This window comes from Nonomuraea zeae (genome assembly GCF_005889725.1).
Lineage (GTDB): Bacteria > Actinomycetota > Actinomycetes > Streptosporangiales > Streptosporangiaceae > Nonomuraea > Nonomuraea zeae.
In genome coordinates, this window is record NZ_VCKX01000082.1 from 19,331 (window position 1) to 43,409 (window position 24,079).

Consider the following 24,079-nt stretch of genomic DNA (forward strand, 5'->3'; position numbering starts at 1 on the left):
CGGAAAAGCACGCATGATGCACTCGTGCCGACTCTCAGCGACCTCGTAGCCCGCCACACCACGCTTGACGAGGCGGACCTCGACTGGCTGCACTCGCTGGTCTCCGACTGGCAGCTGCTGGCCGACCTGTCCTTCGCCGACCTGATCCTGTGGGCGCCGCTGCTGGGCGAGAGTGGCTGGATCGCGATCGCCCAGATGCGCCCCACGACGGGGCCCACCGTCTACCACGACGACATCGTCGGCAGCGTCGCGGCCAAGGGCGAGCGCTACCTGATCGACACGGCCTGGAACGAGCGCCGCATCTGCCGCGAGGGCGACCCCGACTGGTCCACGGGCGTCCCGGTGCGAGAGGAGACGATCCCGGTCCGCCGGGCCGTCGAGAACGGCGAAGGCCGCTTCCTGGCGGTGATCCAGCGCTCCACGAACCTCTCCTCGGCCCGCACCCCGTCCCGCCTGGAGCTGACCTACCTCCAGAGCGCCTCAGACCTGGCGCAGATGGTCGCCGAGGGCCGCTTCCCCTTCTCCGGCGAGGAGCCGATCCTGGTCCGCTCGCCCCGCGTCGGCGACGGCCTGCTCAGGCTCGACCGGGCCGGGCGCGTCACGTACGCCTCCCCGAACGCCCTGTCCGCCTACCGCCGGCTCGGCCTGCACGCCGACCTGGTCGGAGCCGAGCTGGGCCGGGTCACCGCCACGCTGTGCTACTCGGACGAGCCCATCAACGAAGACCTCATGATCGTGGCCAGCGGGCGGGCGGCGAAGGAGACCGAGGTCGAGTCCGGGGGCACGATCGTCCAGCTCAGAGCCATCCCGCTGATCGTCGGCGGCGGCCGCATCGGCGCGCTGGTCCTCATCAGGGACGTGACGGAGCTGCGGCGGCGCGAGCGCGAGCTGATGACCAAGGACGCCACGATCCGCGAGATCCACCACCGGGTGAAGAACAACCTGCAGACGGTGGCCGCGCTGCTCAGGCTCCAGGCGCGGCGGCTGCAGGTGCCGGAGGGCAGGGAGGCGCTTGAGGAGGCGGTACGCCGGGTCGGATCGATCGCGATCGTGCACGAGACGCTGTCTCATGCGCCGGAGGAGTTCGTGGACTTCGACGAGATCGCCGACCGGGTGATCGCGATGGCCGGCGAGGTGTCGGCGGCCGAGGTGGCCGTCACGCCGCGGCGCGTCGGAGGGTTCGGCGTCCTGCCGTCGCTGATCGCCACGCCGGTCGCCATGGCGCTGACCGAGCTGCTGCAGAACGCGTTGCAGCACGGGCGGCCCAAGCGACTGGAGGTGCACGTGGAGCCCACGGCCGACCGGCTGAACGTCGTCGTGTGGGACGACGGCCGCGGTCTGCCCGCGGGCTTCGACCTCGACAGCTCCACCAGCCTGGGGTTGCAGATCGTCCGTACGCTGGTGGAGGGCGAGCTGTCGGGCAGACTGTCGATCCAGCCGCGCCTGGAGGGAGGCACGGAGGTCACGCTGTCGATCCCGCTCCCGGCCGCCTGAGGGCGGCACGCGTACGGGACGGTCGAGTGGGGTTCGGGTCGGGGGATCAGGCGGAGGCGCGGGCGCGGGCGCGAGCGGACCGGCGCTTGAGAGCGCGGCGCTCGTCCTCGCTCAGACCGCCCCAGACGCCGGCGTCCTGGCCGGACTCCAAGGCCCACTTCAGGCAGGATTCGACGGCCGAGCAGGACCGGCAGACGTGCTTGGCCTCCTCGATCTGCATGAGGGCCGGACCGGTGTTGCCGATCGGGAAGAACAGCTCGGGGTCCACGTCACGGCAGGCAGCTCGGTGGCGCCAGTCCATGCGTCCACTCCTTAGTAGATGGAGCCTTTGGTCGGCTCCGTGCGGCTACTACTTTGTGAAGAGTTTCACTAACTCAAGCGAACGATTACCCGGATCCTTGTAGGGACCGGGGCCGCCCGTTGACGCTCGGAGAACCTGGGGTTGTTAAAGGTCCTACGTTCCGACGTCAGTGTTGAGCTTTTCAGCCACGCAGAGTGCACGCAAGAGGGTTGGCGCGAAGTTTTGGCGGTTATGGATGTCGGATGCGTCACACAATGACCGAATGTAACCAGCTAGACCAGAACTTGTAATGCGTTCCGTGTAGACCGGAATGTTACGGTTTCGCGCTCGCCCAGGTAGTCGCCGTCCAGCTGGAAGGCCACCGGGCGCTCCGCGGTGAGCGTGAACTCGGGCTCGTCGTGGAGCTGGACGAGGTGCCGGCCGGCCGGAAGGACGTCACTCTCCGTGAGGATCTGCCGGATGGTGGCGGCGAGGGTCATCGGCCCCATGCGCCGCAGCCCGAGCAGGTCGAGCCCGGTCTCGAAGCTGGCCCACGGGGTCGGCGTGACCGGTCGCGTCCCGACGTATGTCCAGGGCGAGGTGTTGGAGATGATCGCCATGAACACCCCCTCGGCGGCCGGGATCCCCGGGCCGGTCAAGCGCATCGCTGGATGCCGCTTGTCCGTGGCCAGATAGTGCCGTAGAGCCGTGTTCACATACCGTGCAGGGGTAGCCTTCCTGCCGGTGCCTCTCAGGCCCTCCACGGCCCGTACAACCTCGGCGTCGTACCCCATCCCCGAGCAGAACGTGAAGTAGCGGCTCTGCCCCTCCCAGAGGGCCTGCCCCAAACCCACGGTCCTGCGCCGGCCCTCCCGGAGGGCCTCCAGCACCGCGCCGGTGGACTCGACCGGGTCGTTCGGCAGCCCCAGCGCGCGGGCGAAGACGTTCGCGCTGCCGCCGGGGATGACGATGAGGGCCGGTCGGCCGGCGCTCGGGTCCTCGCCCGGCGGGATCTCCTCGCCCGGCGGGACGTCGCCGCCGTTGACCGGGTTGAGCAGGCCGTTGACGGTCTCGTTGATGGTCCCGTCGCCGCCGAGCACCGCCACCACGTCGTAGCCCTTGGCGCGGGCGGTGGCGGCCAGCGCCGCGGCGTGGCCGCGATAGCGGGTCTCCTCGACGGAGAGCTCCACGGCCGCGCCGAGCGCGCGGATCAGCACGTCACGCGTACGTGCGTTCGTGGTGGTGGCCTTGGGATTGACCAGCAGCATGGCGCGCATATCGCCAGCGTAGCCGGTGATCGATGTCCGCCTTATCGGCCGAACGTCCTATTTCCCCGCCGGGCATGAGACGCGGGTAGGGTACGGGCGTGAACCATCGTCCACTCACCCTGGTCCTGGCCGCCGTGGTCGTCGCCCTGGAGGGCCTGGTGGCGTTCGGGCTCGGCGCCTTCGTCGCGGTGGAGACGCTGACCGGCGCGCCCGACGCGGTCACGACCGCTCTGGCGGAGGCGGCGTTCGGCCTGCTGGTGGGCGCCGGGCTGCTCTGGGTGGCCTGGGGCGGGCTGTACAAGATGGAGCGGTGGGGGAGGTCGCCGGCCGTGCTGGCCCAGATCTTCCTGCTGCCCGTCGCCGTCACGCTCATCCAGTCGGACCAGCCGCAGCTCGGGATCCCGCTGATCGTGGTAGCACTGGCCGGGCTGGTGACCCTGCTGGCGCCTCCCACCACCCACGCTCTCTACGGCGACGGCTAGTCGTCCGCGGTCAGGCCCTCGCGCAGCTGGGCCAGCGTGCGGGCGAGCAGGCGCGAGACGTGCATCTGTGAGATGCCCAGCTCGGTCGCGATCTGCGACTGCGTCATGTTGCCGAAGAACCGCAGCAGCAGGATGCGCTTCTCGCGCGGCGGCAGCCGTTCGAGCAGCGGCTTGAGCGACTCGCGGTATTCGACGCCTTCGAGTGACTCGTCCACGATGCCGAGCGAGTCGGACACCGCGGGGGCGTCGTCGTCACCGGAGTCGGGCGCGTCGAGCGAGACGGTGGAGTAGGCGTTGGCCGACTCGAGTCCTTCGAGCACCTCCTCCTCGGTCATCTTCAGGTAGGAGGCCAGCTCGGCCACGGTCGGGGCCCGGCCCTCGCGCTGCGACAGATCGCTTATCGCCTTGGTCAGCGAGAGCTTGAGCTCCTGCAGGCGGCGCGGCACGCGCACCGCCCAGCCCTTGTCGCGGAAGTGCCGCTTGATCTCGCCGACGATGGTGGGCGTGGCATAGGTGGAGAACTCCACGCCGCGGTTGAGGTCGAAGCGGTCGATGGACTTGATCAGCCCGATGGTGGCGACCTGGGTGAGGTCGTCGAGCCACTCGCCCCGGTTGCGGAAGCGGCGCGCCAGGTATTCGACCAGCGGAAGGTGAAGCTCGACCAGCTCATCCCTGATGCGCTGGCGGCGCGGCTCCTCGGGGCCCAGCTCGGCCAGCTCGGCGAAGAGCATGCGAGCGCGCACCCTGTCGGGCACCGCGTGTTCGCTGGTGGCCATGGCTCCAGTCCTTTCCGTCACGCCGGCCTCGCTGCGCCTCGACGCTTACGCAGGACGATCGCCATGCGATCGGGGGAGCCGGTCACCGCGTCGACGTCGTCGGCCAGCGCGGTCAGCACCATCCAGGCGAAGTCGTCACGCTTCGGAGCGGAGCTGCCGACCGTCGTCACCTCGACCCTGACCTGCATCTCCTGCCCGGTCAGCTCGAACTCGGCGGTGAGATCGGTGCCCGGCACCGCCTCGCTCAGGAGCATGGCGCACGCCTCGTCGACCGCGATCCGCAGATCCTCGATCTCGTCGAGCGTGAAGTCCAGCCGTGCCGCCAGCCCGGCGGTGGCCGTACGCAGCACGGACAGGTAGGCGCTCGCGGCTGGGAGCCTGATGCTCACCACGTCGCGAATGCCTGCCACGCCCTCGGCGCGCGTCTCGGTTTCCTCGGTCACGTTCCTCCTCGCCTACGTGCGGACGCTACGTGCGATGAACCGCTGGACGCGGCTCACCGTATCCGACGCCAACTGCAACTTACCGCCCCTGAGCGGTGGTTGGACGAATCAGACTCGCCATCAACGGAAAAGGCTCTGTGCGGCCTGCAACCGCACAGAGCCTTATGTGCCGTTTTAGGCGGCCTTGGTCTCCCAGAAGATCTTGGAGATTTCGTCGATCTTGCCCAGCAGGTCCTCGGCCTTGGCGACGTCCACGGTGCCCTTGGCGCCGGCGGCGCCCGCGAGCTTTGTGGCGTCCCAGAAGAGCTGGTGAAGCTGAGGGTACTGCTCCAGGTGCGGCGGCTTGAAGTAGTCGGTCCAGAGCACCCAGAGGTGGTGCTTGACGAGCTCGGCGCGGTCTTCCTTGATCGACAGCGCGCGGGCGCGGAAGACCGGGTCCTCGTTGCCGGCGTACTTCTCCATGATCGCCTTGACCGACTCGGCCTCGATGCGGGCCTGAGCGGGGTCGTAGACGCCACAGGGCAGGTCACAGTGCGCGGAAGCGACATGCTTGGGTCGTAGCAGTCGTGCGAGCATCAGAAAGTCCTTCCTTGATGCTGAATCAGCTTGGTCCACAACCGACCTTACTCGGGTCCAGAACACCTGCGGAGTAGGGGGTCACAGCCCATGAGAGTGCGTGTCGAAGGCGATTCCATGCGTCCAGCGCTGCTTCCCGGCGACTGGCTCCTCGTCCGCCGGGGGGCCGCCGTCCATCCAGGCGACCTCGTCGTGGCCCGCCTTCCCGGCGACCCCGGCCAGCTCATCGTGAAACGGGCGCAGTGGCACGGCGCGGACGGCTGGTGGCTGGAGAGCGACAACCAGCGGGCCGGCGGGCGGCGCGACAGCTGGGACTTCGGCCCGGTCGACGAGATCGTCGGCAGGGTGGTGCTGCGCTACTGGCCGCTCTTGAGACGGGCGCGATAGGCGGCCACGTTGGCCCTGCTGGCGCACCTGGCCGAGCAGTAGCGGCGCGAGCGGTTGGAGGAGGTGTCGAGGAAGGCCCGCTCGCAGTGCGGCTCCTGGCAGCGGCCGAGCCGGTCCACGCCCAGCTCCGCCACCGCCGCGGCCAGGCCCATCACGGCGCCCGCGCCGTAGTCCTCCGCGAGGTGCAGGTGCCAGCCGCTGCCGTCGTGGTCGGACAGCTGGGGGCGTACGGGGTAGCGCACGAGCAGGGCGTTGAGCCGCTCGACCACGTCCCGGTGGTCGCCGGCGGCGTCGAACACGGCGGCCAGCTCGTCGCGCAGCGGCCGCAGCTCGGGCGGCGGGTCCGGATCGTTGGCCAGCCGGACCGCCCATTCGGCGTAAGAGGTCAGGTCCATGCCGGAGTATTACACGAGAAGGCGAGGCGCCGTGGCGCCCCGCCTTCCTCGGCCGTGGGTGTCAGCCCTCCGGGTGCAGCACGCGGTGCAGGAACGTGCGCGTGCGTTCCTGCTGCGGATCCCCGATGACCTGCGCGGGCACGCCGTCCTCGACGATCACGCCGCCGTCCATGAACACCACCCGGTCCGCCACCTCGCGGGCGAAGCCCATCTCGTGGGTGACGACCAGCATGGTCATCCCCTCCTCCGCCAGCTTGCGCATGACGGTGAGCACGTCGCCGACCAGCTCGGGGTCGAGCGCCGAGGTCGGCTCGTCGAACAGCATCAGGTCCGGGTTCATGGCCAGTGCCCTGGCGATCGCCACCCGCTGCTGCTGCCCGCCGGAGAGCTGGCCGGGCAGGGCGTCGCACTTCTCGCCGACGCCGACCTTCTCCAGGTTCTCCCTGGCGACGATCTCGGCCTCCCGCTTGCCGCGCCTGAGCACCCGCTGCTGGGCGATCATCACGTTCTGCAGCGCGGTCATGTGCGGGAACAGGTTGAACTGCTGGAAGACCATGCCGATGTGCCGCCGGACGGCGTCGATGTCCACGTCGGGGTGGGTGAGCTCGGTCCCCTTGACGAACACCTTGCCCTTGGTGGGCTGCTCCAGCAGGTTCACGCAGCGCAGCAGCGTGGACTTGCCCGAGCCCGACGGGCCGATGACACAGACCACCTGGCCGGGATCGACCGTCAGGTCGATGCCCTTGAGCACCTCGTTCATGCCGAAGTGCTTGTGCAGGTCTCTCAGCTCGATGGCGTGGGTCATGGGTTCCTTCCCTTACGCCGCTCCAGCCGGGACGCGAGGTAGCCCAGCGGGATGGTGACGATCAGGTACGTCACGCCCGCGACCATGATGGGGGTCGCGTTGGCGTACTGGGAGGCCAGGTCGTTGCCGAACTTCGCCAGCTCGACATATTCGCTGGACACGCCGAGGAACAGCACCAGCGAGGAGTCCTTGAGCAGGGCCACGAACTGGTTCGTGGTCGGCGGGATGACCATCCGGATGGCCTGTGGGATCACCACGGTGACCTGGGCCCGGGTGGCGGACATGCCCAGTGACCTGGCCGCCTCGGTCTGTCCCTTGGGCACGGCCTGCAGACCGGCGCGGAAGACCTCGGCCTGGTAGGCCGCGCCGATCACGCCGAGACCGAGCGCGACCTGGCCGTACGTGCCGAAGGGCACCTGGAAGCCGGGCAGCGCGATCGGCAGGAACGTGATCATGATGAAGATCAGCAGCGCCGGGAGGCCGCGGAAGATCTCGATGTAGACGATCGCGATCCACCGGTACGGCCGCACCGGCGAGAGCCGCATGAGGGCGAGCACCAAGCCCACCACGAACGAGAAGACGAACCCGCTGACCGTGTAGATGACCGTGTTCCGCAGCGCGATCGTGAACAGGTCGGGCAGCGCCTCTCGCGCGACGTCGATCTTGGCGAAGTTCTGCGCCAGGTTGCCCCAGTCGGCGTACAGCACGACGAGGACGAGCACGGCGACCAGCACGACGTACTGGGCACCACGGCTGTACTGCTGCTTTTTCCGGGGGCTGAGCCTGGCGCGCGCAGGCTCAGCCGTCTTCGGCTGGTCGGCCATGGATCAGCCCAGCTCGCCGGGCTTCTTACCGAACCACTTCACGAAGATCTGCTCGTAGGTGCCGTCCTGCTTGGCCTTGGCGATCTCATCGTTGATCGTCTTGAGCAGGACCGGGTCGGCGCCCTTCTTCAGGCCGATCCCGTACTGCTCGCCGGTGTCGAGGCTGCCGATCAGCTCGAACTTCTCGGCCACCTCCGGCTTCTTCAGCCAGGTGAGCACGACGGGCAGGTCCTGGACGATCACGTCGGCCTGGCCCGCCTGGAGAGCGAGCAGTTCCTTGGCCGAGTCGGCGTACTCGGTCGGGTCGAAGCCCTGCTTCTTGACGTACTCCAGGCCCGTGGTGCTGGCCTGGGCGCCCAGCTTGAGGCCCTTGGCCTTGACGTCGGCCAGCGACGCCGCGCCCGTGCCCTTCTTGGCCAGCAGCGCCTGGGTGGCGTCGAAGTAGGGGACGGAGAAGTCGATGTTCTTCTGCCGGTCCGGCGTGATCGTCATGCCGGCGGCGGCCACGTCGCACTTCTTGGCGGCCATGGCCGCGCCGCTCTTGATCACCGCGAAGTCGATGTCCACGATCTCCTGGGTCACGCCCAGCTTCTTCGCGGCGAGGTCGACGATGTCCACGTCGAACCCGACGATCTTGCCGCTCGCGTCCTTGAACTGGAACGGCTCGTACGGGATGTTGGTGCAGACGGTGAGCTTGCCGGGCTGGACGAGCTGAGCGCCGCCGGCCGCGGAGGCGCTGGCACTGGTCGTGCCGGAGCCCGTGCCGGACTCACTGCCGCACGCGGTCAGCGTGAGAGCAGCGGCGAAGACGAGCGCGCCGGCGGCGTAGCCGCGGCGGCTCAGGGGACTGAGGGCCATGTACGGCCTCCTCGGAAGTGAAATGCCACGAAACTTGCGTTTTGTGCAGTTTAAGTGGGGCTTTGCCGCGCTCGGTCACCATGCATTTAACGATGCGTCAACAGAACGGCGTCGGCTCCGACACCGAACACCATCTCAGCATGTGGCACTATGGGGAGACGGGTGACCCCCGTACCCCCTCCGAGACGCTCGACGAGGGGATCCTGGCAGCTACAGAAGCCAGCCCACTCGCGCACGTCCGCTGAAGTTTCTTCCGCTTCCAATGATTACAGGGGTCGCTGTGGCTGCCACGCCCGCTTCTGCATCCGCTTCCGCTTCCGCCGAGACGTTCGATCTCGATCCGGCCTTCGCCCTCCATCGCGGCGGCAAGCTCGAGGTCCGCTCCACCGTTCCCGTCCGCGACGCGGACGATCTGGCGCTCGCGTACACGCCGGGGGTCGCCCGGGTCTGCACCGCCATCGCCGACACCCCCTCGCTGGTCAACGACTACACCTGGGTCTCCAACGTGGTCGCCGTCGTCTCCGACGGTACCGCCGTGCTCGGACTGGGCGACATCGGCCCCTCCGCGGCCATGCCGGTCATGGAGGGCAAGGCGCTGCTGTTCAAGGAGTTCGCGAACGTCGACGCCGTCCCCATCTGCCTCGACTGCACCGACGTGGACGCCCTCGTCGAGACCGTCGTGCGACTCGCGCCGTCGTTCGGCGGCATCAACCTCGAGGACATCAGCGCCCCGCGCTGCTTCGAGGTCGAGGACCGCCTGCGCGACCTGCTCGACATCCCCGTCTTCCACGACGACCAGCACGGCACCGCCATCGTCGTGCTCGCCGCGCTCCAGAACGCCGCCCGCCTGACCGGCCGCTCGCTCGGCGACCTGCGCGCGGTCGTGGCCGGCGCGGGCGCCTCCGGCGTCGCGGTCACCCGCATCCTCCTGGAGGCGGGCATCGGCGACATCGCGGTCTCCGACTCCAAGGGCATGATCCACGCGGGCCGGGAGGACCTCAACCCGGTCAAGCAGGCGCTGGCCCGCGACACCAACCGCGCCGGCCACACCGGCTCGACGGAGGAGGCCCTGGCGGGCGCCGACGTGTTCGTCGGGCTGTCCGGATCGACCGTCTCCGAGCAGGCCATCGCGTCCATGGCAGCTGACGCGATCGTGTTCGCCCTGTCCAACCCGACGCCCGAGGTCCACCCCGAGGTGGCCGCCAGGCACGCCAGGGTCGTGGCCACCGGGCGCTCCGACTTCCCCAACCAGATCAACAATGTGCTGGCCTTCCCCGGCGTCTTCAGGGGCGCCCTGGACGTGCGGGCCAGCACGATCACCGAGAACATGAAGGTCGCCGCGGCGAACGCGCTGGCGGCCGTCGTGGGCGACGAGGTGACGGCGACGTACGTCATCCCGAGCCCGTTCGACGACCGCGTCGCGCCCGCGGTGACGGCCGCCGTGGCCGCCCAGGCCCGCGCCGACGGCGTCGCCCGCGCCTGATCCCGCTGTTTCACCTGTGAGCGAGGGCTTTCGGCCCTCGCTCACCCCTTTTTGCGGCCCGTTCCAGGTCGGAGTGGCTCTCGGATTACGCACCCTGCTCGCGGGTAGGTGTGCTGGCCGTCCAGGAGGTAATGGGTGCCGCTCTGGTCGGGCGGGGCTGGATGGAGTCCGGGTGAGCTTTGGGAACTTCCATAAATCCTTTACGCAAGGTGCTATAACAGTAGCTCTCTGTAAGGATGTGGGCGCCGACTCCTGTGACGAGGAGAGCGATGGAACGCGAGCCTAATCGACTGCTGCAGCAGCTCATCGCGGAGGCTGGGTTTTCCCACAAGGGACTGGCCAGGCGCCTCAACGATCTGGGCGCCGCACGTGGCACACCCGGCCTCAAGTACGACCACAGCTCAGTGCTGCGCTGGATCGGAGGCCAGAGACCGCGTGACCCGGTGCCTTGCCTGCTCACCGAGATCTTCGCGCTGCGGCTGGGCAGGCGGGTGACCTCAGAGGACCTGGGGATGCCGGCCATCATCACACCCCTCGATCTCGGACAGGAGTTCACGCACACGTGGCAGGAGGGGGTCGCGACTGTGACGGCGCTGTGGCGGGCCGACGTAGAAAGACGCAGGTTCCTGATCGACTCGACGTTCGCGATAGGAGCAGGCTCCGTAGGGGCCATACGCTGGTTGACGTCCCCTGCTGAGGGACACCTGAGCGGCACCGGCCTGCGGCGGGTGGGCCGCGCCGACATCGCCGCCATCCACGAGGTCACCCGCTCGTTCGGGGAGCTCGACAATCGGTTCGGCAGCGGACGGGTCCGCTCGTCCGTGGTCAAATACCTCGACACCGCCGTCTCCCCTCTGCTCAGGGACGGCTCGTACGGCGAGGCCACCGGTAAGCAGCTGGCCTCCGCGGCGGCCGAGCTGACCCGCCTGGCCGGCTGGATGGCCTACGACATGGAGCAGCACGGCCTCGCCCAGCGCTACCTGATCCAGGCACTGCGCCTGGCCCGGGGAGCCGACGACCACACCCTGGGCGGGGAGATCCTGGCCGGCATGGCCCACCAGGCCATCTACATGGGCCAGGCGGCCCACGCCCTCGACCTGGCCAGGTCCGCCCAGCTCGCGGCCCGCCGGGCCGGCGTGCACACCCTGCTGGCCTCCGCGCACGTCCTGGAGGCCCACGCGCACGCCGGACTGGGCGACCCCCGATCCTGCGGCGCGGCCCTGCACGAGGCCGAGCGCGCCTTCGACGCCCGCAAGCCCGCCGAGGAGCCCACCTGGCTCAGCTACTTCGACGAGGCCTACCTGTCGGCCAAGTTCGCCCACTGCTTCAGGGACCTGGGGGAGGGCGAGCGCACCGTGCGCCAGGCGCGGCGCTCGCTCGACATGGACTCCCGCTTCGTCCGCGGGCGGATGTTCAACCTGTCGCTGCTGGCCGCCGGGCTGCTGGAGTGCGGCGAGCTGGAGGAGGCCTGCGCGGCCGCCGCCAACGCGCTGACGCTCGCGAGCGAGCTCCAGTCGGCCCGCTCGCGGTCCTACGCCGCCGACCTCAGGCGGCGGCTGGAGCCCTACAAGAACGAGCGCCCGGTGCGGGCGCTGCGCGAGCGCACACGGGAGCTCACCGCCGTGTGAACGAGCGAACGGCCCCGGACGTGTTGGCGTCCGGGGCCGTTCCGCGTGATGCGTCCTACTTGAGCAGCTCGCCGTTGGGGCCGACGATCTTCTTCGTCTCGGCGTAGTTGGCCTTGTTGTACACGTCGGCCGTCTCACCGTCGAAGATGGCCGAGCTGATGAAGTCGATCCGCTCGTTGCCGTCGTTGTCGTGGAACATGCTGGTCACGCCGTTGACGTAGCCGGTGCGCTTGCCGTTGTTGTACTTCATGAGCCAGGGGCCGCCGTCGGCGCCGCCGGTCATGGAGCACTTGAGCACCTGGTGGGTCTCGACCTTGAACATGTTGACCTGGTACGACTTCGTGCCGGTCTTGCCGGAGCACCACTTGGGGGTGACGCCGGTGTAGGGGCGGTCGCCGTCGGGGTGGGGGTCGCTCGGGTAGCCGAAGACGGTCACCTGCTGGCCCAGCGGCTGGTTCCAGGCGAAGCCCTGGCCGCCGACGACGTCGCCGAGGCGGCCGGTGTCCTTGGCGATGCCGATGAAGTAGTGGTCACGGAAGTAGCGGATCGTCTTGCCCGCCTTCACCCACTGCTTGATGTAGTAGTGGGTCTCGAACCAGGCCGTCTCGCCACCACTGGCGTTCTTGGTGACGTCGAGCTTGCCGAGGAACTTTCCGTCGCCCTTCAGGTCCGCCAGTTTCTTGTACTCCTCCTGGCTGATGGGCGTCGGGCCGACCTGCTCGTACTGCTCGCCGTTGACGTCGGAGGCGGTGTCCTTGGGGGCCTTGGCGTAGTCGGCCTCGGAGACCTCGACCTTGGTCAGCACCTTCTGGCCGGTGTAGCTGTGCCCGACCTTCTCGGGGGTGACGTCGAAGTCCTTGGACCAGTACGGGCCCGCGGCGCCGTACTTGGCGAAACCGGCGTCGTACTCTTCCTTCTTGATCTCTTCGTGCTGGACCCACTTGTCGCCGGCCCACTGCCCGAACTCGCTCTTGACGACCTCCTTGCTGGTCGTGAGCGAGAAGCCGTTGTGGACCGCCACGAAGGCGTAGTCGCCGTCGTAGTCGTCATAGGTGTCCAGGTCGTAGGCCGTGAAGGCGTAGGCGCCCACGTAGACGCCCCAGGGAGCCTTGCCCTGGTAGTAGCCGGGGACGAAGACCCACTTCTGGAAGACGTCCTTGCCGTTCTCGTACACGCAGTGGCCGGCCGTGGCGACCAGGTTGCGGTTGCGGGACTGGATGGAGGTGGCCGAGCACCAGCGGTAGTGACCGGCGCGGTCGAGGAAGAAGACCTTGCCGATGGTCTTGGGCAGGTTGACGTTCTTGGACGCACCCGCCTTGGCCGCGGTCGTCGGGCCGGTCATGCCGGGCTTGCCGTCAGCGGTGCCCTTGCCCGAGGACGTGACCAGCTTCGGGACGTCCTTGGCGTCCAGGCGGTATTGCGTGGCCTTCCGGAGGGCGGCTCCGTTGGAGTCCAGCCAGAAAGCGGCAGCGCCGTACGCGTCGGCCGGCTTGGGCGTCAGGTTGTCTGTCGCCCAGTGGGGCTCGGCATTGGCGGGCATGGCGATGGCGGCGGCGCTCAGGCCGGCGGCGGCGAGGGGGATGAGCAGGCGCTTCACGGGAGGCTCCACAGTTGTCAAAAAGGGTGTAAAGACCCTATCGACCCTTTAGTCACTCTGGTAAGGGGATTCGCAGATTTGTCGCCAGAAAGGCCAAGGGGCCCGGCGGTTGCCGAGCCCCTTGGTACTGCTACTGAACGATGACCAGGTCGTCGTTCCGAACCCGAGCGAACTACGGGATGAGCTTGCCGGACCACACGGCCGCAGCGGCCTTGTAGATCGCGGCAGTCTCACCGTCGAAGTACGGCGAGGTGATCGTGTCGTAGCGCTTGTTGCTGTCGGTGTCAGCGATGAGGCTGGTGACACCGTTGACGTAGCCGAGACGCTTGCTGTTGCTGTACTTGTACAGCCACGGCGCGCCGTCGTAACCGGCGGTCACGGTGCACTTCAGCGACAGCTGCTCTTCCACCTTCTTGGAGGGGATGCGCAGCACGTTCTTGGCGGTCTTGCCGTAGCACCACTTCGGCGTCACACCGGTGAACGGCTTGTTGCCGTCCAGGTGCGGGCCGTAGGGGTAGCCGAAGGTCCGGACGTACTTGCCGGTCGGCTGGTTCCAGGCGAAGCCCTGGCCACCAACGTTGTCGCCGAGGCGACCGACGCTCTTGATGGCGCTCTCGACGACGTAGTAGTCCTCGACCCAGTACTTGATCTGAGCGGTGGACTTGACCCACGTCTTGACGAAGAACTGCTGCTTGAACCAAGCAACCTCGACGCCGTTCTTGACCTCGGCGCGAACCTCACCGAGGAACTTGCCGTCGCCCTTGGCGGACTTGAGAGCCTCGAAGTCCTCCTTGGAGACGGGGACTTCCTTGCTCAGCCGCTCGAACTTCTGGCCGTTGTCGAGGCCAGAGGTCGCAGCGTCGTACTGCGCCTTGGTGACCTCGGCGCCCGTCAGCTTGATGCCGTTGAGACCGGTGGAGATGTAGTCCTCGATCTTCGCGGCAGCGTCAGCCGGCTTGGCGACGTGCTCGACCTTGGGGTCGACAGCCTTCGACTTGTACGGGCCGGCCTCGCCGTACTTGGCGTAGCCCTCCGCGAACTCCTTGTCGGTGATCGCGGTTTCCTTGACGTAGCCCTTGCCGCCCTTGGCGATGTGAGCGCGGTACTCGCTCGGCGTCACCTTGGTCGACTTGTTGAGCACGCCGCCGATGCCGTCGTAGACGGTGACGAAGGCGTAGTCGCGGTCGAAGTCCTCGTACACGTCGAAGTCGTAGTGGGTGAAGGCCTGCTTACCCACGTACACGCCCCAAGGAGCCTTGCCCTGGTAGTAACCGGGGACGAAGACCCAGCGGGAGACGACCTCGTCGTTAGCCGCGATGTCGTACACGCAGTGACCGGCCGTGGCGACCAGGTTGCGGTACTGCGACTGGATCGAGGTGCCGGAGCACCAGTACAGCTTGCCGTCACGGCCCTCGAAGAAAACCTTGCCGATGGTCTTCGGCAGGTTCACGTTCTGAACCTTGGCGGTGGTCTTCTTCTCCTCGCCGATGGGGGCGGTGGAGCCCGGCTTGGTGTCCGCGCTATAGCCACCACCGGAGGAGATCTTGTCAACCTCGAGCGCGTCGGGGTTGAACGCCACAGCGCCCTTGAGCGCCGCGTTGTCGGACTTGGTCCAGAAGTCCAGGACCTCGGCAGCCTGCGCCGCGGTCTTGGCCAGCGGGTCGGTCGCGACGGTGTCGTCAGCCTGAGCGGTACCGGCGAGGCCGGCGGCCAGGAGACCGGTGGCCAGAATGGCGCCACCGGCGGGGAGGAGGATGCGCTTCAAGGTAACTCCTTGCGCTGTCGTGGAACGCCTCTTGCGTCCCATGCGTCAGTAAAGGGATAGCCAGGAACATACAGTGTCGATCTTGGAAACAGGAAGCCGCTTTGGTCGGAAAAGATGCGACAAGACGGGCGTGATCGTTCTGTGATGTTTAGACGGCTGATGCGCAGGAGTTGAGGGAAGCACGCCTTTAGACCGTTTGCCCTGATCAACATAAGGAAGTTGTCAGTGGGGCTCGCGGGGTGGGGACGTCCTCTTGATCCGGGTCGATCCGGCAATGTGATGCAGATCACATCGAGTTGATGGCACCGTCTGGGCGCCCCATGCGTCCAAGCGCCTTCAAAAAGGGCGGGAACGCGGAAGGGCCCGGCGGGATGCCGGGCCCTTCGCTTGTAACGGTTATACGAACGGCTCAGAGCCGGTCGCTATGCGTTACTTAGACCACCTTGCCGGACCACGAGGCCGCAGCGGCCTTGTAGACGGTGTTGGTCTCGCCGTCGAAGTACGGCGAGGAGATGTAGTCCACGCGACCGTTGGCGTCCTGGTCGTTGAAGGTGCTGGTGACACCGTTCACGTAGCCGAGACGCTTGCTGTTGCTGTACTTGTACAGCCACGGGCCACCGTCGGCACCCTCGGTCATGGCGCACTTGAGGGCGACGTGCTCCTCGATCTTCTTGGCAGCCGAGCCGACCAGCTTCGCCGTGGTCTTGCCGTAGCACCACTTCGGCGTGACGCCGGTGTAGGCCTTGTTGCCGTCAGGGTGAGGAGCGGCCGGGTAGCCGAACACGCGGACGTACTTGCCGGTGGGCTGGTTCCAGGCGAAGCCCTGGCCACCGACGTTGTCGCCGAGACGGCCGAGGTCCTTGCCGGAGATGTCGACGACGTAGTAGTCCTCGACCCAGTACTTGATCTGAGCGGTGGACTTGATCCACTTCTTGATGAAGAACTGCGTCTTGAACCAGGCGACCTCGGTCTTCTTGTCGTCACCCAGCTGGGCGCGAACGTCACCGAGGAACTTGCCGTCGCCCTTGGCCGACTTGAGAGCCTCGTAGTCCTCCTTGGAGATGGGGACCTCGGCGCTCAGCCGCTCGAACTTGTCACCGTTGTCGAAGCCGGTGCCGGCCGCGGTGTAGGCCGACTTCGTGACCTCGGCACCAGTGAGCTGGACGCCCTTGGTGGGGCCGTCGCCCTTGATGTACTGGTCGACGTTCGAGCTGGTGACGTCCGCCGGCTTGGCGACCGTCTCGACCTTGGGGTCGACAGCCTTCGACTTGTACGGGCCAGCCTCGCCGTACTTGTCGTAGCCGGCCTCGAACTCTTCCTTGGTGATCGTCTTCTCTTCGACGTAGCCGACGCCGCCCTTGGCGATGTGCGACTTGTACTCGCTCGGCGTGACCTTGGTGGTCTTGCCGGTGACCTGGACACCGTTGTAAACGGTCACGAACGCGTAGTCGCGGTCGTAGTCCTCGTACACGTCGAAGTCGTAGTGCGTGAAGGCCTGCTTGCCCACGTAGATGCCCCAGGGAGCCTTGCCCTGGTAGTAACCCGGGACGAAGACCCACTTGCCCACGACATCGGTGTTGGCGGCCGTGTCGTACACGCAGTGACCGGCCGTGGCGACCAGGTTGCGGTACTGCGACTGGATCGAAGTGGCGGAGCACCACTTCTTCTCGCCCTTGCTGTTGACGAAGAACACCTTGCCGATGGTCTTCGGCATGTTGACGTTCTGCGTCTTGGCGGAGGTCTTCTTCTCCTCGCCAATGGGGGCGGTGGAGCCCGGCTTGGTGTCCGTGGTGGCGCCGCCCTTGCTCTGCAGCTTGGCGACGTCAGCCTTGTCCCAGACGTTGGACTCGGTGGCGGCCTTGAGGGCAGCACCGTTGTTCTCCGCCCAGAAGTCGGCGATGGCCTTCGCGTTGGCCGCGCTCGTCGCCAGCTTGTCAGTGGCGACGTCGCTGTCGGCCGAGGCCGTACCGGCGAGGCCGGCGGCCAGGAGGCCGGTGGCCAGGAGGGCGCCACCGGCGGGGATGAGGATGCGCTTCAAGGGAACTGCTCCTTGCTCTGTCGTGGGTCGCAACATGCGTCCCATGCGTCAGTAAAGGGATAGCAAGGAACATAGCGTGGCGATCTCCGCAGGTGGAACCCGGTCTGAGCGATCCGGAAGGCACCCCGACCGCCGTTACCTTCCTGTTATCTGTCAGAGACCTTTGCTGATCGTGACGACGGGATCACGTTTGCGCAGGGTATGCGGGGGTTATTTCTGACGGTACGAAAGTGTCGTTAGGGCCTCGACACATACCGTAGTTGACGAAACGTGACTCAGATCACAGGAACCAGATTGGAACCTGTCCCGTCTAAGTTCGCCCGATCTTGCCAGGTGATCTTCAGAAACCGGTCGATGGCGTTCAGACTTCTCAGGTTCGACGCCCTTGTGACGGGGTTTCAGGGGGTGAGAAGCCCTCGCGCGGTGCGCCAGATGGCCGTGTCCGCGGCGTTGAGAAACCCGCTGCCGCCGCCGTCGGCCGGGCTGTACGGGGTTGCCGCCCGGGGCGAAGCGCAACGCCGGCCGCACCAGGGGGGCCGCCGTCGCCACATGGGTCCTAGCGGCCGGTGCACCGCGCAGCGCGTGGAGGAGGGTCGGGTCGGCCGCGGTGGCCTCCTCGCCGGCCACGGGGGCGTCCAGCGGTGCGCGCAGTCGTCGGCTGATCGGCTCCTCCGCTTCGCGATCGGCCTCGGTGACGACTTCGCCAGGTTGTTTCCCCGTGATGTCGTCGGAGGTGAGCGATCGGAAGCGGGGGAGGATCGCGGTCTCGCCGCCGTCGCGCGGGATTTCGGGCACCGCGCCTACCGGTATGCCGCCACCCGCAAACAGATGACGGTGCGCGGAAAGCAGGCAATGGCCGGTGGCTGGGGCGGAAGTTGCCGGTCGGGGGGCTACCCGCCGGTCTGCTGCTCGCCGGTCTGTCTTCTGCTGCCCGGCTGTCTGCTGCTCTGCTGTCCGCTGGTCGGCTGTCCGCCAGTCGGCTGTCTGCTGCTCGGTTGTCCGCTGGTCTGGGCCAGGTGGGCGCGGAGGATGGCCAGGACCGGGTCGCCTGCGGTGCCGTCCTTGTGCCAGACGGGCGGAGGGATGTCCGGACTCGCGGAGGTGGGATCCGGGGCGGTGTCGTCGGCCGTGCGGATCGCGGTCAGGAGGCGCTGCCAGGTCCCGTCGGCCGTCCAGCGGCGGTGCCGCTTGTAGACGCTCACCCAGCAGCCGTAGCGGGGCGGCAGGTGGCGCCATCGGGAGCCGGTGCGGGCCTGGTGGAGGACTCCGTTGATCACCGTGCGGTGGTCGTCCCGCAGGTCTTCGTGCGGGTCGCCCGTGGGGAGCAGCGGCGCCAGCCGCTTCCACTCGGCGTTCGTGAGGTCGCCAGGACGCATGCGCCCATCGTGACGACGTAAATGCTGAGTGTCAGTGGATTAAATAAAGATCTACATGAAATGACAAAGCGAGGGCCTCGTGACTCCGAGGCCCTCGCTTTCCCCTGGTAGGGCTTACTTGTACAGCTCGCCGTTCGGGCCGACGATCTTGCCCGACCACACGTTCTTGGCGGCGTTGTACACCGACGCCGTCTCACCGTCGAAGTACGGCGAGGTGATGTAGTCGATCCGGTCGTTGCCGTCCTGGTCCGCGAACGTGCTCGTCACACCGTTCACGTAGCCGAGGCGCTTGCCGTTGCTGTAGTTCAGGAGCCAGGGACCGCCGTCGTAGCCGGGGGTCACGGCGCACTTGAGGCCGATGTGCTCCTCGATCTTGAGCCAGGAGGCGCCGACGGCCTTGGAGGTGGTCTTGCCGTAGCAGGTCTTCGGCGTCACACCGCTGTACGGCTTGTTGCCGTCGGGGTGCGGGGCGGCCGGGTAACCGAAGGCGCGCACGTACTTGCCGGTGGGCTGGTTCCAGGAGAAGCCCTGCCCGCCGACATTGTCGCCCAGGCGGCCCGCGTCCTTCGACAGCAGGATGTAGTAGTGACCGCCCCAGGAGCGCTTCGGGCCGGTGAAGCGCCCGTAGTCCTTGCGGTCCACCTGCTTGACACCGTTGAACTGGATGCCGTTGTAGACGGTGACGAACGCGTAGTCGCGGTCGTAGTCCTCGTAGGTGTCGAAGTCGTAGTGGGTGAAGGCCTGCTTGCCCACGTAGATGCCCCACGGCGCCTTGCCCTGGTAGTAGCCGGGCACGAAGACCCAGTTGTCCAGGGTCGCGGAGTTGCTGTCCGTGTCGTAGACACAGTGGCCCGCGGTGGCGACCAGGTTGCGGTAGTTCGACTGGACCGAGGTGGCCGAGCACCAGCGGAACTTGCCGGAGCCGTCGACGAAGAAGACCTTGCCGATGGTCTTGGGCAGGTTCACGTTCTGGGCGCTGCCGGTGGACTTGGACGCGCCGGTGGGGGCCGTGGTGCCAGGCGAGCCGTCGGGGCTGTAGCCGCCCTTGGAGACGACCTTTCTGACTTCCTTCGAGTCCCAGGTGTACTGCGTCGCGGAGCGGAGGGCCGCACCGTTCGACGCGAGCCAGAAGGAGGCGACGGACGCGGCCTCGGACGTGTTGCGGGCCATGGGGTCGTTCGAGACATCCCCATCGGCCTGCGCGGTGCCGGACAGACCTGCGGCGAGCAGTCCGGTGGCGAGTACGGCGCCGCCGACGGGAAGAAGGATTCGCTTCAAGGTAACTCCAGGTTGCGCTGACATGAGGCGCCTCGTGCACCCCCAAAACTCAGCAAACGGACAGCCCGGAACCTACAGCGTTGACTCTGGTCATGTGAATTTTCGGTAGATCATGTCAACGTTCCAAACCCTCGTCGTGACCGTCCCGAGATGAGGGTTTTTGCTGATCACGTGCAGTGATCAACTGGTTGCTATGACTTACGTCACATTTGCCGGAGTGGTTTGTGCGGCGGCGCGTTTGTAGACGTCTCCGGTCGTCGTGTCAAAGTACGGCGAAGACACCGCGTCGTACCAGCCCTTGGCGTCCCTGTTCCAGGTCAGGCTGTTGACACCGTTCAGGCTGCCGAGCTTGCGGGTCTGGTCGTAGCCGATCAGCCACGGGCCGCCGCTCGCGCCCGGACTGAAGTCGCAGGCCATGAGCTGGACGCCCTTCTGCAGGTCGAGGCTGGGGGCCACGGTCCAGCGGGTGGCGCCCTCCTCGCACAGCCACAGCTTCTTGCCGTCGAACGGGTGGGAGCCGTCGGGCTGCGCGCCCGCCGGGTAGCCCCAGGCGGACACGGTGTAGGTGCCCGGCTTCCTGTTCAGCTCCAGCCCCTGGCCGCCCACGTTGTCCTGGAGCCTGCCGACGTCCTGCATGACGTACGAGCCGTCCTTGGGGGTCCAGACGAAGCCGCGGTGCACGGTCACGAACGCGTAGTCGTAGTCGTAGTCGCCCTTGCCCGACCAGTCCTCGTGCATGCTGATCGCCGCGCCCACGTAGATGCCGTCGGGCGTCTCGCCGTTCTCGCCGGGGTTGGGGACGAAGATCCAGTATTCGGCTGCCTTGGCCTGCCGCGGGTCGTACGCGCAGTGCCCCGCCGTGGCGACCACGCTGCGGTTCCTGGCCGTGACCGCACTGGCGGAGCACCAGTACTCCTTGTCCCCGAACCGGAAGAAGACCTTGCCTATCGTCTTGGCGATCCTGCCCTTGCGTGGCAGCGCGGGCGCCGCGATCTGCGCCGCCGTGCGCTTGGCCGCGGCGGCGACGGAGGCCGCGGAGGCCGCGGAGGCGGCGGAGGTGACAGGAGCGCCGGGACCGGCGGCGCCGCCGGCGGACGAGGGCGTCGAAGAGGCCTGGGCGCCGGGTGTGGCCGGGGCGGCCTGCTTGAGCCGGTCGGGCTTCCAGTAGTCGGCGACCTTCTTCACGTCCGCGGCGGTCTTGGCCAGCGGGACGGCATAGACCTTGCTGGCGGCAGCGGTGGCCGACCCGGTGGTGGTCGTGGCGGCCGACCCGGCGGTCGTCGTGGCGGTCGTCGTGGCGTTCGCGACCCCTGTCCAGGCAGGCAGGATCAGCAGCGCGCTGCTGAGCGCAGCCGCCACCAAGTGCCTGGCCCGGGGGATCATGAAATGCCTTTCTTGGGGTCGTAAGGGTGGATTTTTCCAGATGTACAGACCGTATTGCAGCCAGGATAGAGATTCGTTACCTGATCAAGGGTGCACAGTGAACTATAAGCAGGGCATCAGACACTCCTTCCAGATACCTCTTAATGATCATAAATGATCTTCGTCTCGGCAGGTCGAGGGCATGATCACGACTGGTCCGCGGGAGTTCAATTCTGTTCTTTCCCGCGCGGGCATTCGACACCGTCAGTGGCGTACGCCACGTCGCCGTCATCTCATGGAACGGGCCAAATGGGCAAGGGAAGGCCCCGGATCCCATGGGACCCGGGGCCTCGGGTGCCCGCTCGTCACGGCATGTTGCCGGTCCAGCGGTTGGCGGCGGCCTTGTAGACCTTGTAGGTGTCGGTGTTGAAGTACGGCGACGAGATGTGGTCGAAGCGGTCGTTGCCGTCGGTGTCCCACGCGACGCTGTTCACGCCGACCAGGTAGCCGGTGCGCGACGCGCTCTTGTAGTTGTAGATGAGGGGTCCGCCGCTCGCTCCGGCGGTGAAGGAGCACTTGAAGCCGATGTGCTCCTGCAGGTTGTACTTCCGGGCCTCGGGCATCGGCTTGGTCTTGCCGTAGCAGTACTTCATCGTGCGACCGGTGAACGGCTTGTCGCCGTCGGGGTGCTCGCCCGCCGGGTAGCCGAACGAGAACACGTTGAGCTTGGTGCTCCGGTTCCAGGTGAAGCCCTGACCGCCGACGTTGTCACCCAGCCGGCCGGCGTTCTTGACGGTCCACTTCCAGACGCCGTTGACCTTCTCCCACTTGACCTTGATGCCGTTGTAGACGTTGACGAACGCGTAGTCGTAGTCGTAGTCCTCCTTCACCACGAAGTCGTCGTGCGCGTTGAACGTCTTGGCGGCGTAAATGCCGTAGGGCGCCTTGCCCTCCCACACATTGTTGCCGTCCCAGTACGACGGAATGAAGATCCAGTTGTCGTAGAAGGTGTTTTTGCTGGTGTCGTACACGCAGTGGGCGGTGGTCGCCACGAGATTGCGATACTTGCCCTGTACGGAACTCGCCGAGCAGTAGCGCCAGTTCCGCGGGTCGCGCGGGTCCTTCTTGGGGAGCGTGAAGAACACGCGGCCGACCGTGTTCGGCAGGTTGACGTGCTTGCTCTTCGTGGCCTTGGTCTTCTCCTCGCCGATCGGCGGAACGGATCCCGCGGGGCCGTCAGGCGCGTCGTTGGTGCCCTTGACGCCCTTGGAGGACAGGTCGAGGCCGTCGTCGTAGTCGGAGGCCAGTTTCATGCGGTCCGGCGTCCAGAACTGGATCGCCTGCTCAGCGGGGGTGGAAGCGCTCTTGGCGACGACGTCTGAGGGTGCCGTCGCGCTCGCCGCGGTGCCGCTGATCGTTCCCGCCGCCAGACCGATGGCCACCAGGCCGGCCAGCGGGATCGCGATGCGCCTTGCTCGGGAATACATGGAGCTCCTCTCAAGTTCTCGGCGGCCCAGAGCGGGGTACTGCGCCCCGGTGGGCCAGGAAAACGTTCGAAACGTTAATGAAAGGCGCGACCGGGCGGCCAGGAAACGACGTGAAAAAGCATGAGCCGGTTCCATTCCGTTATAGAAATAGCGAAATCGCATGTATTACGAAATGGCATCCGTGCAGGTCAGAGGGTCGTTGAATAGCCTTCAGTAACAGCGGTAACGGTAATTATCAAAAGTCTCTGCTTATCAACCGAATGATGTTCTGGTTAGATGGATTCATGGACCCTCGCACCCCCTGCCTCATCGGCATCGCACAACGCACCATTCGCGAGCAGCCGGGCCCCGAACCGCTCGATCTGTGGGAGCAGGTGGGGCGGGCCGCCGCGGACGACGGGCGGCTCCCGGTGGACCTGCTCGACTCGATCCAGCTCGTCTACACCGACTCCTGGCAGTACGACTCCCCGGTGGACCGGCTGGCCGAGCGGCTGGGGGCCACGCCGCGGCACCGCGCGTACTCGAAAGTGAGCGGTACGGCCCCGCAGCTGCTCATCGGCGCGGCGGCGACCAGGATCGCGGCGGGCGAGCTGGACTCGGCGCTGGTCGCGGGGGCCGAGGCACTGGCGACGCGCAGGGCGTACCGGCTGGCGGGGGAGCGAGTGCCGTGGAGCCACCCCGCCGACCCCAAGCCCCCGTACGGGTGGGAGCGCCCGCCGCACCCCTCCGAGCTGGCGCACGGGCTGTTTCTGCCGGTGCACACCTACGCGATCATGGAGACCGCGCGGCGGGCGGCGCTCGGGCTCACGGTCGAGGAGGAGATGCGCGACCGGGGCCGGATGATGGCGCCGATGACCGAGGTGGCCGCCGCGAACCCGTACGCGTGGCGCAGGACCGCCCGCACGCCGGAGGAGCTCGTCGAGGGCAACCGGTTCGTCGGCTGGCCGTACACGCGGAACACGGTGGCCGTGATGGAGGTGGACCAGGCGGCGGCCGTCGTCCTGGCCAGCACGCGGCTGGCTGACCGGCTCGGCGTGCCCGCGGAGCAGCGGGTGTACCTGCGGGGATGGGCGTACGCGGAGGACACCTGGGAGGTGGCGGCACGGCCCGAGCTCGGATCATCGGAGGGCATCGCCCGCGCGGCCGAGGCGGCCTTCCGCCGGGCCGGCCTGGGCCTGGGCGACATGGACGCGCTGGATCTCTACAGCTGCTTCGCGATCGCGCTGCGGCAGGCGTGCGACGCGATCGGGCTCGACCCGCTGGACCGGCGCGGGCTCACGGTCACCGGCGGGTTGCCGTACGCGGGCGGGCCGGCCAGTGACTACGTCCTGCACTCGACGGCGACCATGGCGGGGCTGCTGCGGGCGCAGTCGGGGCACGGGCTGGTGACCGGGGTGGGGATGCACCTGACCAAGCACACCTATGCGGTGTGGTCCAGCGAGTCCGGGGGGCGGTTGGGGGGAGCGGCGCCCGTGTT

The 24,079-nt window shown here is 67.3% G+C and carries 22 protein-coding genes; 6 read left to right on the forward strand and 16 right to left on the reverse strand.

The annotated features are described in order from the left end of the window. The first annotated feature begins 24 nt into the window (after positions 1-24). A complete protein-coding gene (locus tag ETD85_RS25570; RefSeq protein ID WP_138692323.1) occupies positions 25-1,494 on the forward strand; it encodes a PAS domain-containing sensor histidine kinase in 1,470 nt (489 codons plus the stop codon). Positions 1,495-1,540: 46 nt separating this feature from the next. On the opposite strand, the gene ETD85_RS25575 is transcribed toward ETD85_RS25570, so the two are convergent. Both ETD85_RS25575 and ETD85_RS25580 read right to left on the reverse strand, forming a co-directional pair. Next, positions 1,541-1,795, reverse strand: a complete 255-nt coding sequence (locus tag ETD85_RS25575) for a WhiB family transcriptional regulator (protein WP_138692324.1) — start codon at positions 1,793-1,795, stop codon at positions 1,541-1,543. A 272-nt stretch (positions 1,796-2,067) separates the two neighbouring features. Continuing rightward, a complete protein-coding gene (locus ETD85_RS25580; RefSeq protein WP_138692325.1) occupies positions 2,068-3,051 on the reverse strand; it encodes a diacylglycerol/lipid kinase family protein in 984 nt (327 codons plus the stop codon). 89 nt (positions 3,052-3,140) lie between these two features. On the opposite strand from ETD85_RS25580, the gene ETD85_RS25585 reads away from it, so the two are divergent. Then, a complete protein-coding gene (locus tag ETD85_RS25585) occupies positions 3,141-3,524 on the forward strand; it encodes a hypothetical protein (RefSeq protein ID WP_138692326.1) in 384 nt (127 codons plus the stop codon). Here ETD85_RS25585 and ETD85_RS25590 read toward each other — a convergent pair. The 3 genes from ETD85_RS25590 to sodN form a co-directional block, all read right to left on the reverse strand. Further along, positions 3,521-4,300, reverse strand: coding sequence for an RNA polymerase sigma factor SigF (locus ETD85_RS25590; RefSeq protein WP_171074665.1), 780 nt, complete (start codon positions 4,298-4,300; stop codon positions 3,521-3,523). The two genes, ETD85_RS25585 and ETD85_RS25590, sit on opposite strands and share 4 nt — an antisense overlap. A 17-nt stretch (positions 4,301-4,317) precedes the next feature. Continuing rightward, complete coding sequence (locus ETD85_RS25595) at positions 4,318-4,743, reverse strand: ATP-binding protein (protein ID WP_138692327.1); 426 nt, start codon at positions 4,741-4,743, stop codon at positions 4,318-4,320. A 174-nt stretch (positions 4,744-4,917) separates the two neighbouring features. After that, complete coding sequence (sodN, locus tag ETD85_RS25600; protein ID WP_138692328.1) at positions 4,918-5,319, reverse strand: superoxide dismutase, Ni; 402 nt, start codon at positions 5,317-5,319, stop codon at positions 4,918-4,920. A 30-nt stretch (positions 5,320-5,349) separates the two neighbouring features. Between sodN and ETD85_RS25605 the strand changes: the two genes are divergently transcribed. Then, positions 5,350-5,706 (forward strand): S24 family peptidase, encoded by a 357-nt coding sequence (locus ETD85_RS25605; RefSeq protein ID WP_276617280.1) that lies wholly within the window; start codon positions 5,350-5,352, stop codon positions 5,704-5,706. Here ETD85_RS25605 and ETD85_RS25610 read toward each other — a convergent pair. The 4 genes from ETD85_RS25610 to ETD85_RS25625 form a co-directional block, all read right to left on the reverse strand. Next, complete coding sequence (locus ETD85_RS25610; RefSeq protein ID WP_138692330.1) at positions 5,676-6,101, reverse strand: CGNR zinc finger domain-containing protein; 426 nt, start codon at positions 6,099-6,101, stop codon at positions 5,676-5,678. The two genes, ETD85_RS25605 and ETD85_RS25610, sit on opposite strands and share 31 nt — an antisense overlap. Before the next feature lie 61 nt (positions 6,102-6,162). After that, positions 6,163-6,906 carry an amino acid ABC transporter ATP-binding protein gene (locus ETD85_RS25615; protein ID WP_138692331.1) on the reverse strand — a complete coding sequence of 248 codons (744 nt, stop codon included), beginning with the start codon at positions 6,904-6,906 and terminating at the stop codon, positions 6,163-6,165. After that, on the reverse strand, positions 6,903-7,730 hold the full coding sequence (locus tag ETD85_RS25620) for an amino acid ABC transporter permease (protein WP_138692332.1): 828 nt from the start codon (positions 7,728-7,730) through the stop codon (positions 6,903-6,905). Before ETD85_RS25620 ends, ETD85_RS25615 begins: the two co-directional genes overlap by 4 nt. A gap of 3 nt (positions 7,731-7,733) precedes the next feature. Further along, positions 7,734-8,588 carry an ABC transporter substrate-binding protein gene (locus tag ETD85_RS25625; protein WP_138692333.1) on the reverse strand — a complete coding sequence of 285 codons (855 nt, stop codon included), beginning with the start codon at positions 8,586-8,588 and terminating at the stop codon, positions 7,734-7,736. 280 nt (positions 8,589-8,868) lie between these two features. Here ETD85_RS25625 and ETD85_RS25630 point away from each other — a divergent pair, with 280 nt between their 5' ends. Both ETD85_RS25630 and ETD85_RS25635 read left to right on the forward strand, forming a co-directional pair. Continuing rightward, complete coding sequence (locus tag ETD85_RS25630; RefSeq protein ID WP_138692334.1) at positions 8,869-10,071, forward strand: NAD(P)-dependent malic enzyme; 1,203 nt, start codon at positions 8,869-8,871, stop codon at positions 10,069-10,071. 269 nt (positions 10,072-10,340) lie between these two features. Beyond that, positions 10,341-11,699: an NsdA family TPR-like regulatory protein gene (locus tag ETD85_RS25635; protein WP_138692335.1), complete on the forward strand. Its 1,359-nt coding sequence runs from the start codon at positions 10,341-10,343 to the stop codon at positions 11,697-11,699. Positions 11,700-11,754: 55 nt separating this feature from the next. Here the strand turns inward: ETD85_RS25635 and ETD85_RS25640 are convergent, their stop codons facing one another. From ETD85_RS25640 to ETD85_RS25670, 7 genes are all read right to left on the reverse strand, one after another. Next, entirely contained in the window at positions 11,755-13,296 is a 1,542-nt protein-coding gene (locus ETD85_RS25640) for a trypsin-like serine peptidase (protein ID WP_138692336.1), read from the reverse strand. Positions 13,297-13,468: 172 nt separating this feature from the next. Continuing rightward, complete coding sequence (locus ETD85_RS25645) at positions 13,469-15,061, reverse strand: trypsin-like serine peptidase (RefSeq protein ID WP_138692337.1); 1,593 nt, start codon at positions 15,059-15,061, stop codon at positions 13,469-13,471. 433 nt (positions 15,062-15,494) lie between these two features. Beyond that, the gene (locus ETD85_RS25650) at positions 15,495-17,099 is read right to left on the reverse strand and encodes a trypsin-like serine peptidase (protein WP_138692338.1); all 1,605 of its coding nucleotides are present in this window, start codon (positions 17,097-17,099) and stop codon (positions 15,495-15,497) included. Positions 17,100-17,989: 890 nt separating this feature from the next. Continuing rightward, a complete protein-coding gene (locus ETD85_RS25655; RefSeq protein WP_138692339.1) occupies positions 17,990-18,475 on the reverse strand; it encodes a transposase in 486 nt (161 codons plus the stop codon). Between the two features lie 114 nt (positions 18,476-18,589). Beyond that, positions 18,590-19,753, reverse strand: coding sequence for a trypsin-like serine peptidase (locus ETD85_RS25660; RefSeq protein ID WP_138692340.1), 1,164 nt, complete (start codon positions 19,751-19,753; stop codon positions 18,590-18,592). 198 nt (positions 19,754-19,951) lie between these two features. After that, positions 19,952-21,136 (reverse strand): trypsin-like serine peptidase, encoded by a 1,185-nt coding sequence (locus ETD85_RS25665; RefSeq protein ID WP_138692341.1) that lies wholly within the window; start codon positions 21,134-21,136, stop codon positions 19,952-19,954. A 344-nt stretch (positions 21,137-21,480) separates the two neighbouring features. After that, entirely contained in the window at positions 21,481-22,602 is a 1,122-nt protein-coding gene (locus ETD85_RS25670; protein WP_138692342.1) for a trypsin-like serine peptidase, read from the reverse strand. A gap of 284 nt (positions 22,603-22,886) precedes the next feature. Between ETD85_RS25670 and ETD85_RS25675 the strand changes: the two genes are divergently transcribed. Next, on the forward strand, positions 22,887-24,079 hold a 1,193-nt coding region (locus ETD85_RS25675; protein WP_138692343.1), incomplete at its 3' end, for an acetyl-CoA synthetase.

What these genes read in the sequence shown, in the direction of transcription:
- ETD85_RS25575 (WP_138692324.1), bottom strand. Translation starts at nt 1,795, where the DNA reads ATGGACTGGCGCCACCGAGCTGCCTGCCGTGACGTGGACCCCGAGCTG.
- ETD85_RS25580 (WP_138692325.1), bottom strand. Translation starts at nt 3,051, where the DNA reads ATGCGCGCCATGCTGCTGGTCAATCCCAAGGCCACCACCACGAACGCA.
- ETD85_RS25590 (WP_171074665.1), bottom strand. Translation starts at nt 4,300, where the DNA reads ATGGCCACCAGCGAACACGCGGTGCCCGACAGGGTGCGCGCTCGCATG.
- sodN (WP_138692328.1), bottom strand. Translation starts at nt 5,319, where the DNA reads ATGCTCGCACGACTGCTACGACCCAAGCATGTCGCTTCCGCGCACTGT.
- ETD85_RS25610 (WP_138692330.1), bottom strand. Translation starts at nt 6,101, where the DNA reads ATGGACCTGACCTCTTACGCCGAATGGGCGGTCCGGCTGGCCAACGAT.
- ETD85_RS25615 (WP_138692331.1), bottom strand. Translation starts at nt 6,906, where the DNA reads ATGACCCACGCCATCGAGCTGAGAGACCTGCACAAGCACTTCGGCATG.
- ETD85_RS25620 (WP_138692332.1), bottom strand. Translation starts at nt 7,730, where the DNA reads ATGGCCGACCAGCCGAAGACGGCTGAGCCTGCGCGCGCCAGGCTCAGC.
- ETD85_RS25625 (WP_138692333.1), bottom strand. Translation starts at nt 8,588, where the DNA reads ATGGCCCTCAGTCCCCTGAGCCGCCGCGGCTACGCCGCCGGCGCGCTC.
- ETD85_RS25635 (WP_138692335.1), top strand. Translation starts at nt 10,341, where the DNA reads ATGGAACGCGAGCCTAATCGACTGCTGCAGCAGCTCATCGCGGAGGCT.
- ETD85_RS25655 (WP_138692339.1), bottom strand. Translation starts at nt 18,475, where the DNA reads ATGCGTCCTGGCGACCTCACGAACGCCGAGTGGAAGCGGCTGGCGCCG.
- ETD85_RS25665 (WP_138692341.1), bottom strand. Translation starts at nt 21,136, where the DNA reads ATGATCCCCCGGGCCAGGCACTTGGTGGCGGCTGCGCTCAGCAGCGCG.
- ETD85_RS25670 (WP_138692342.1), bottom strand. Translation starts at nt 22,602, where the DNA reads ATGTATTCCCGAGCAAGGCGCATCGCGATCCCGCTGGCCGGCCTGGTG.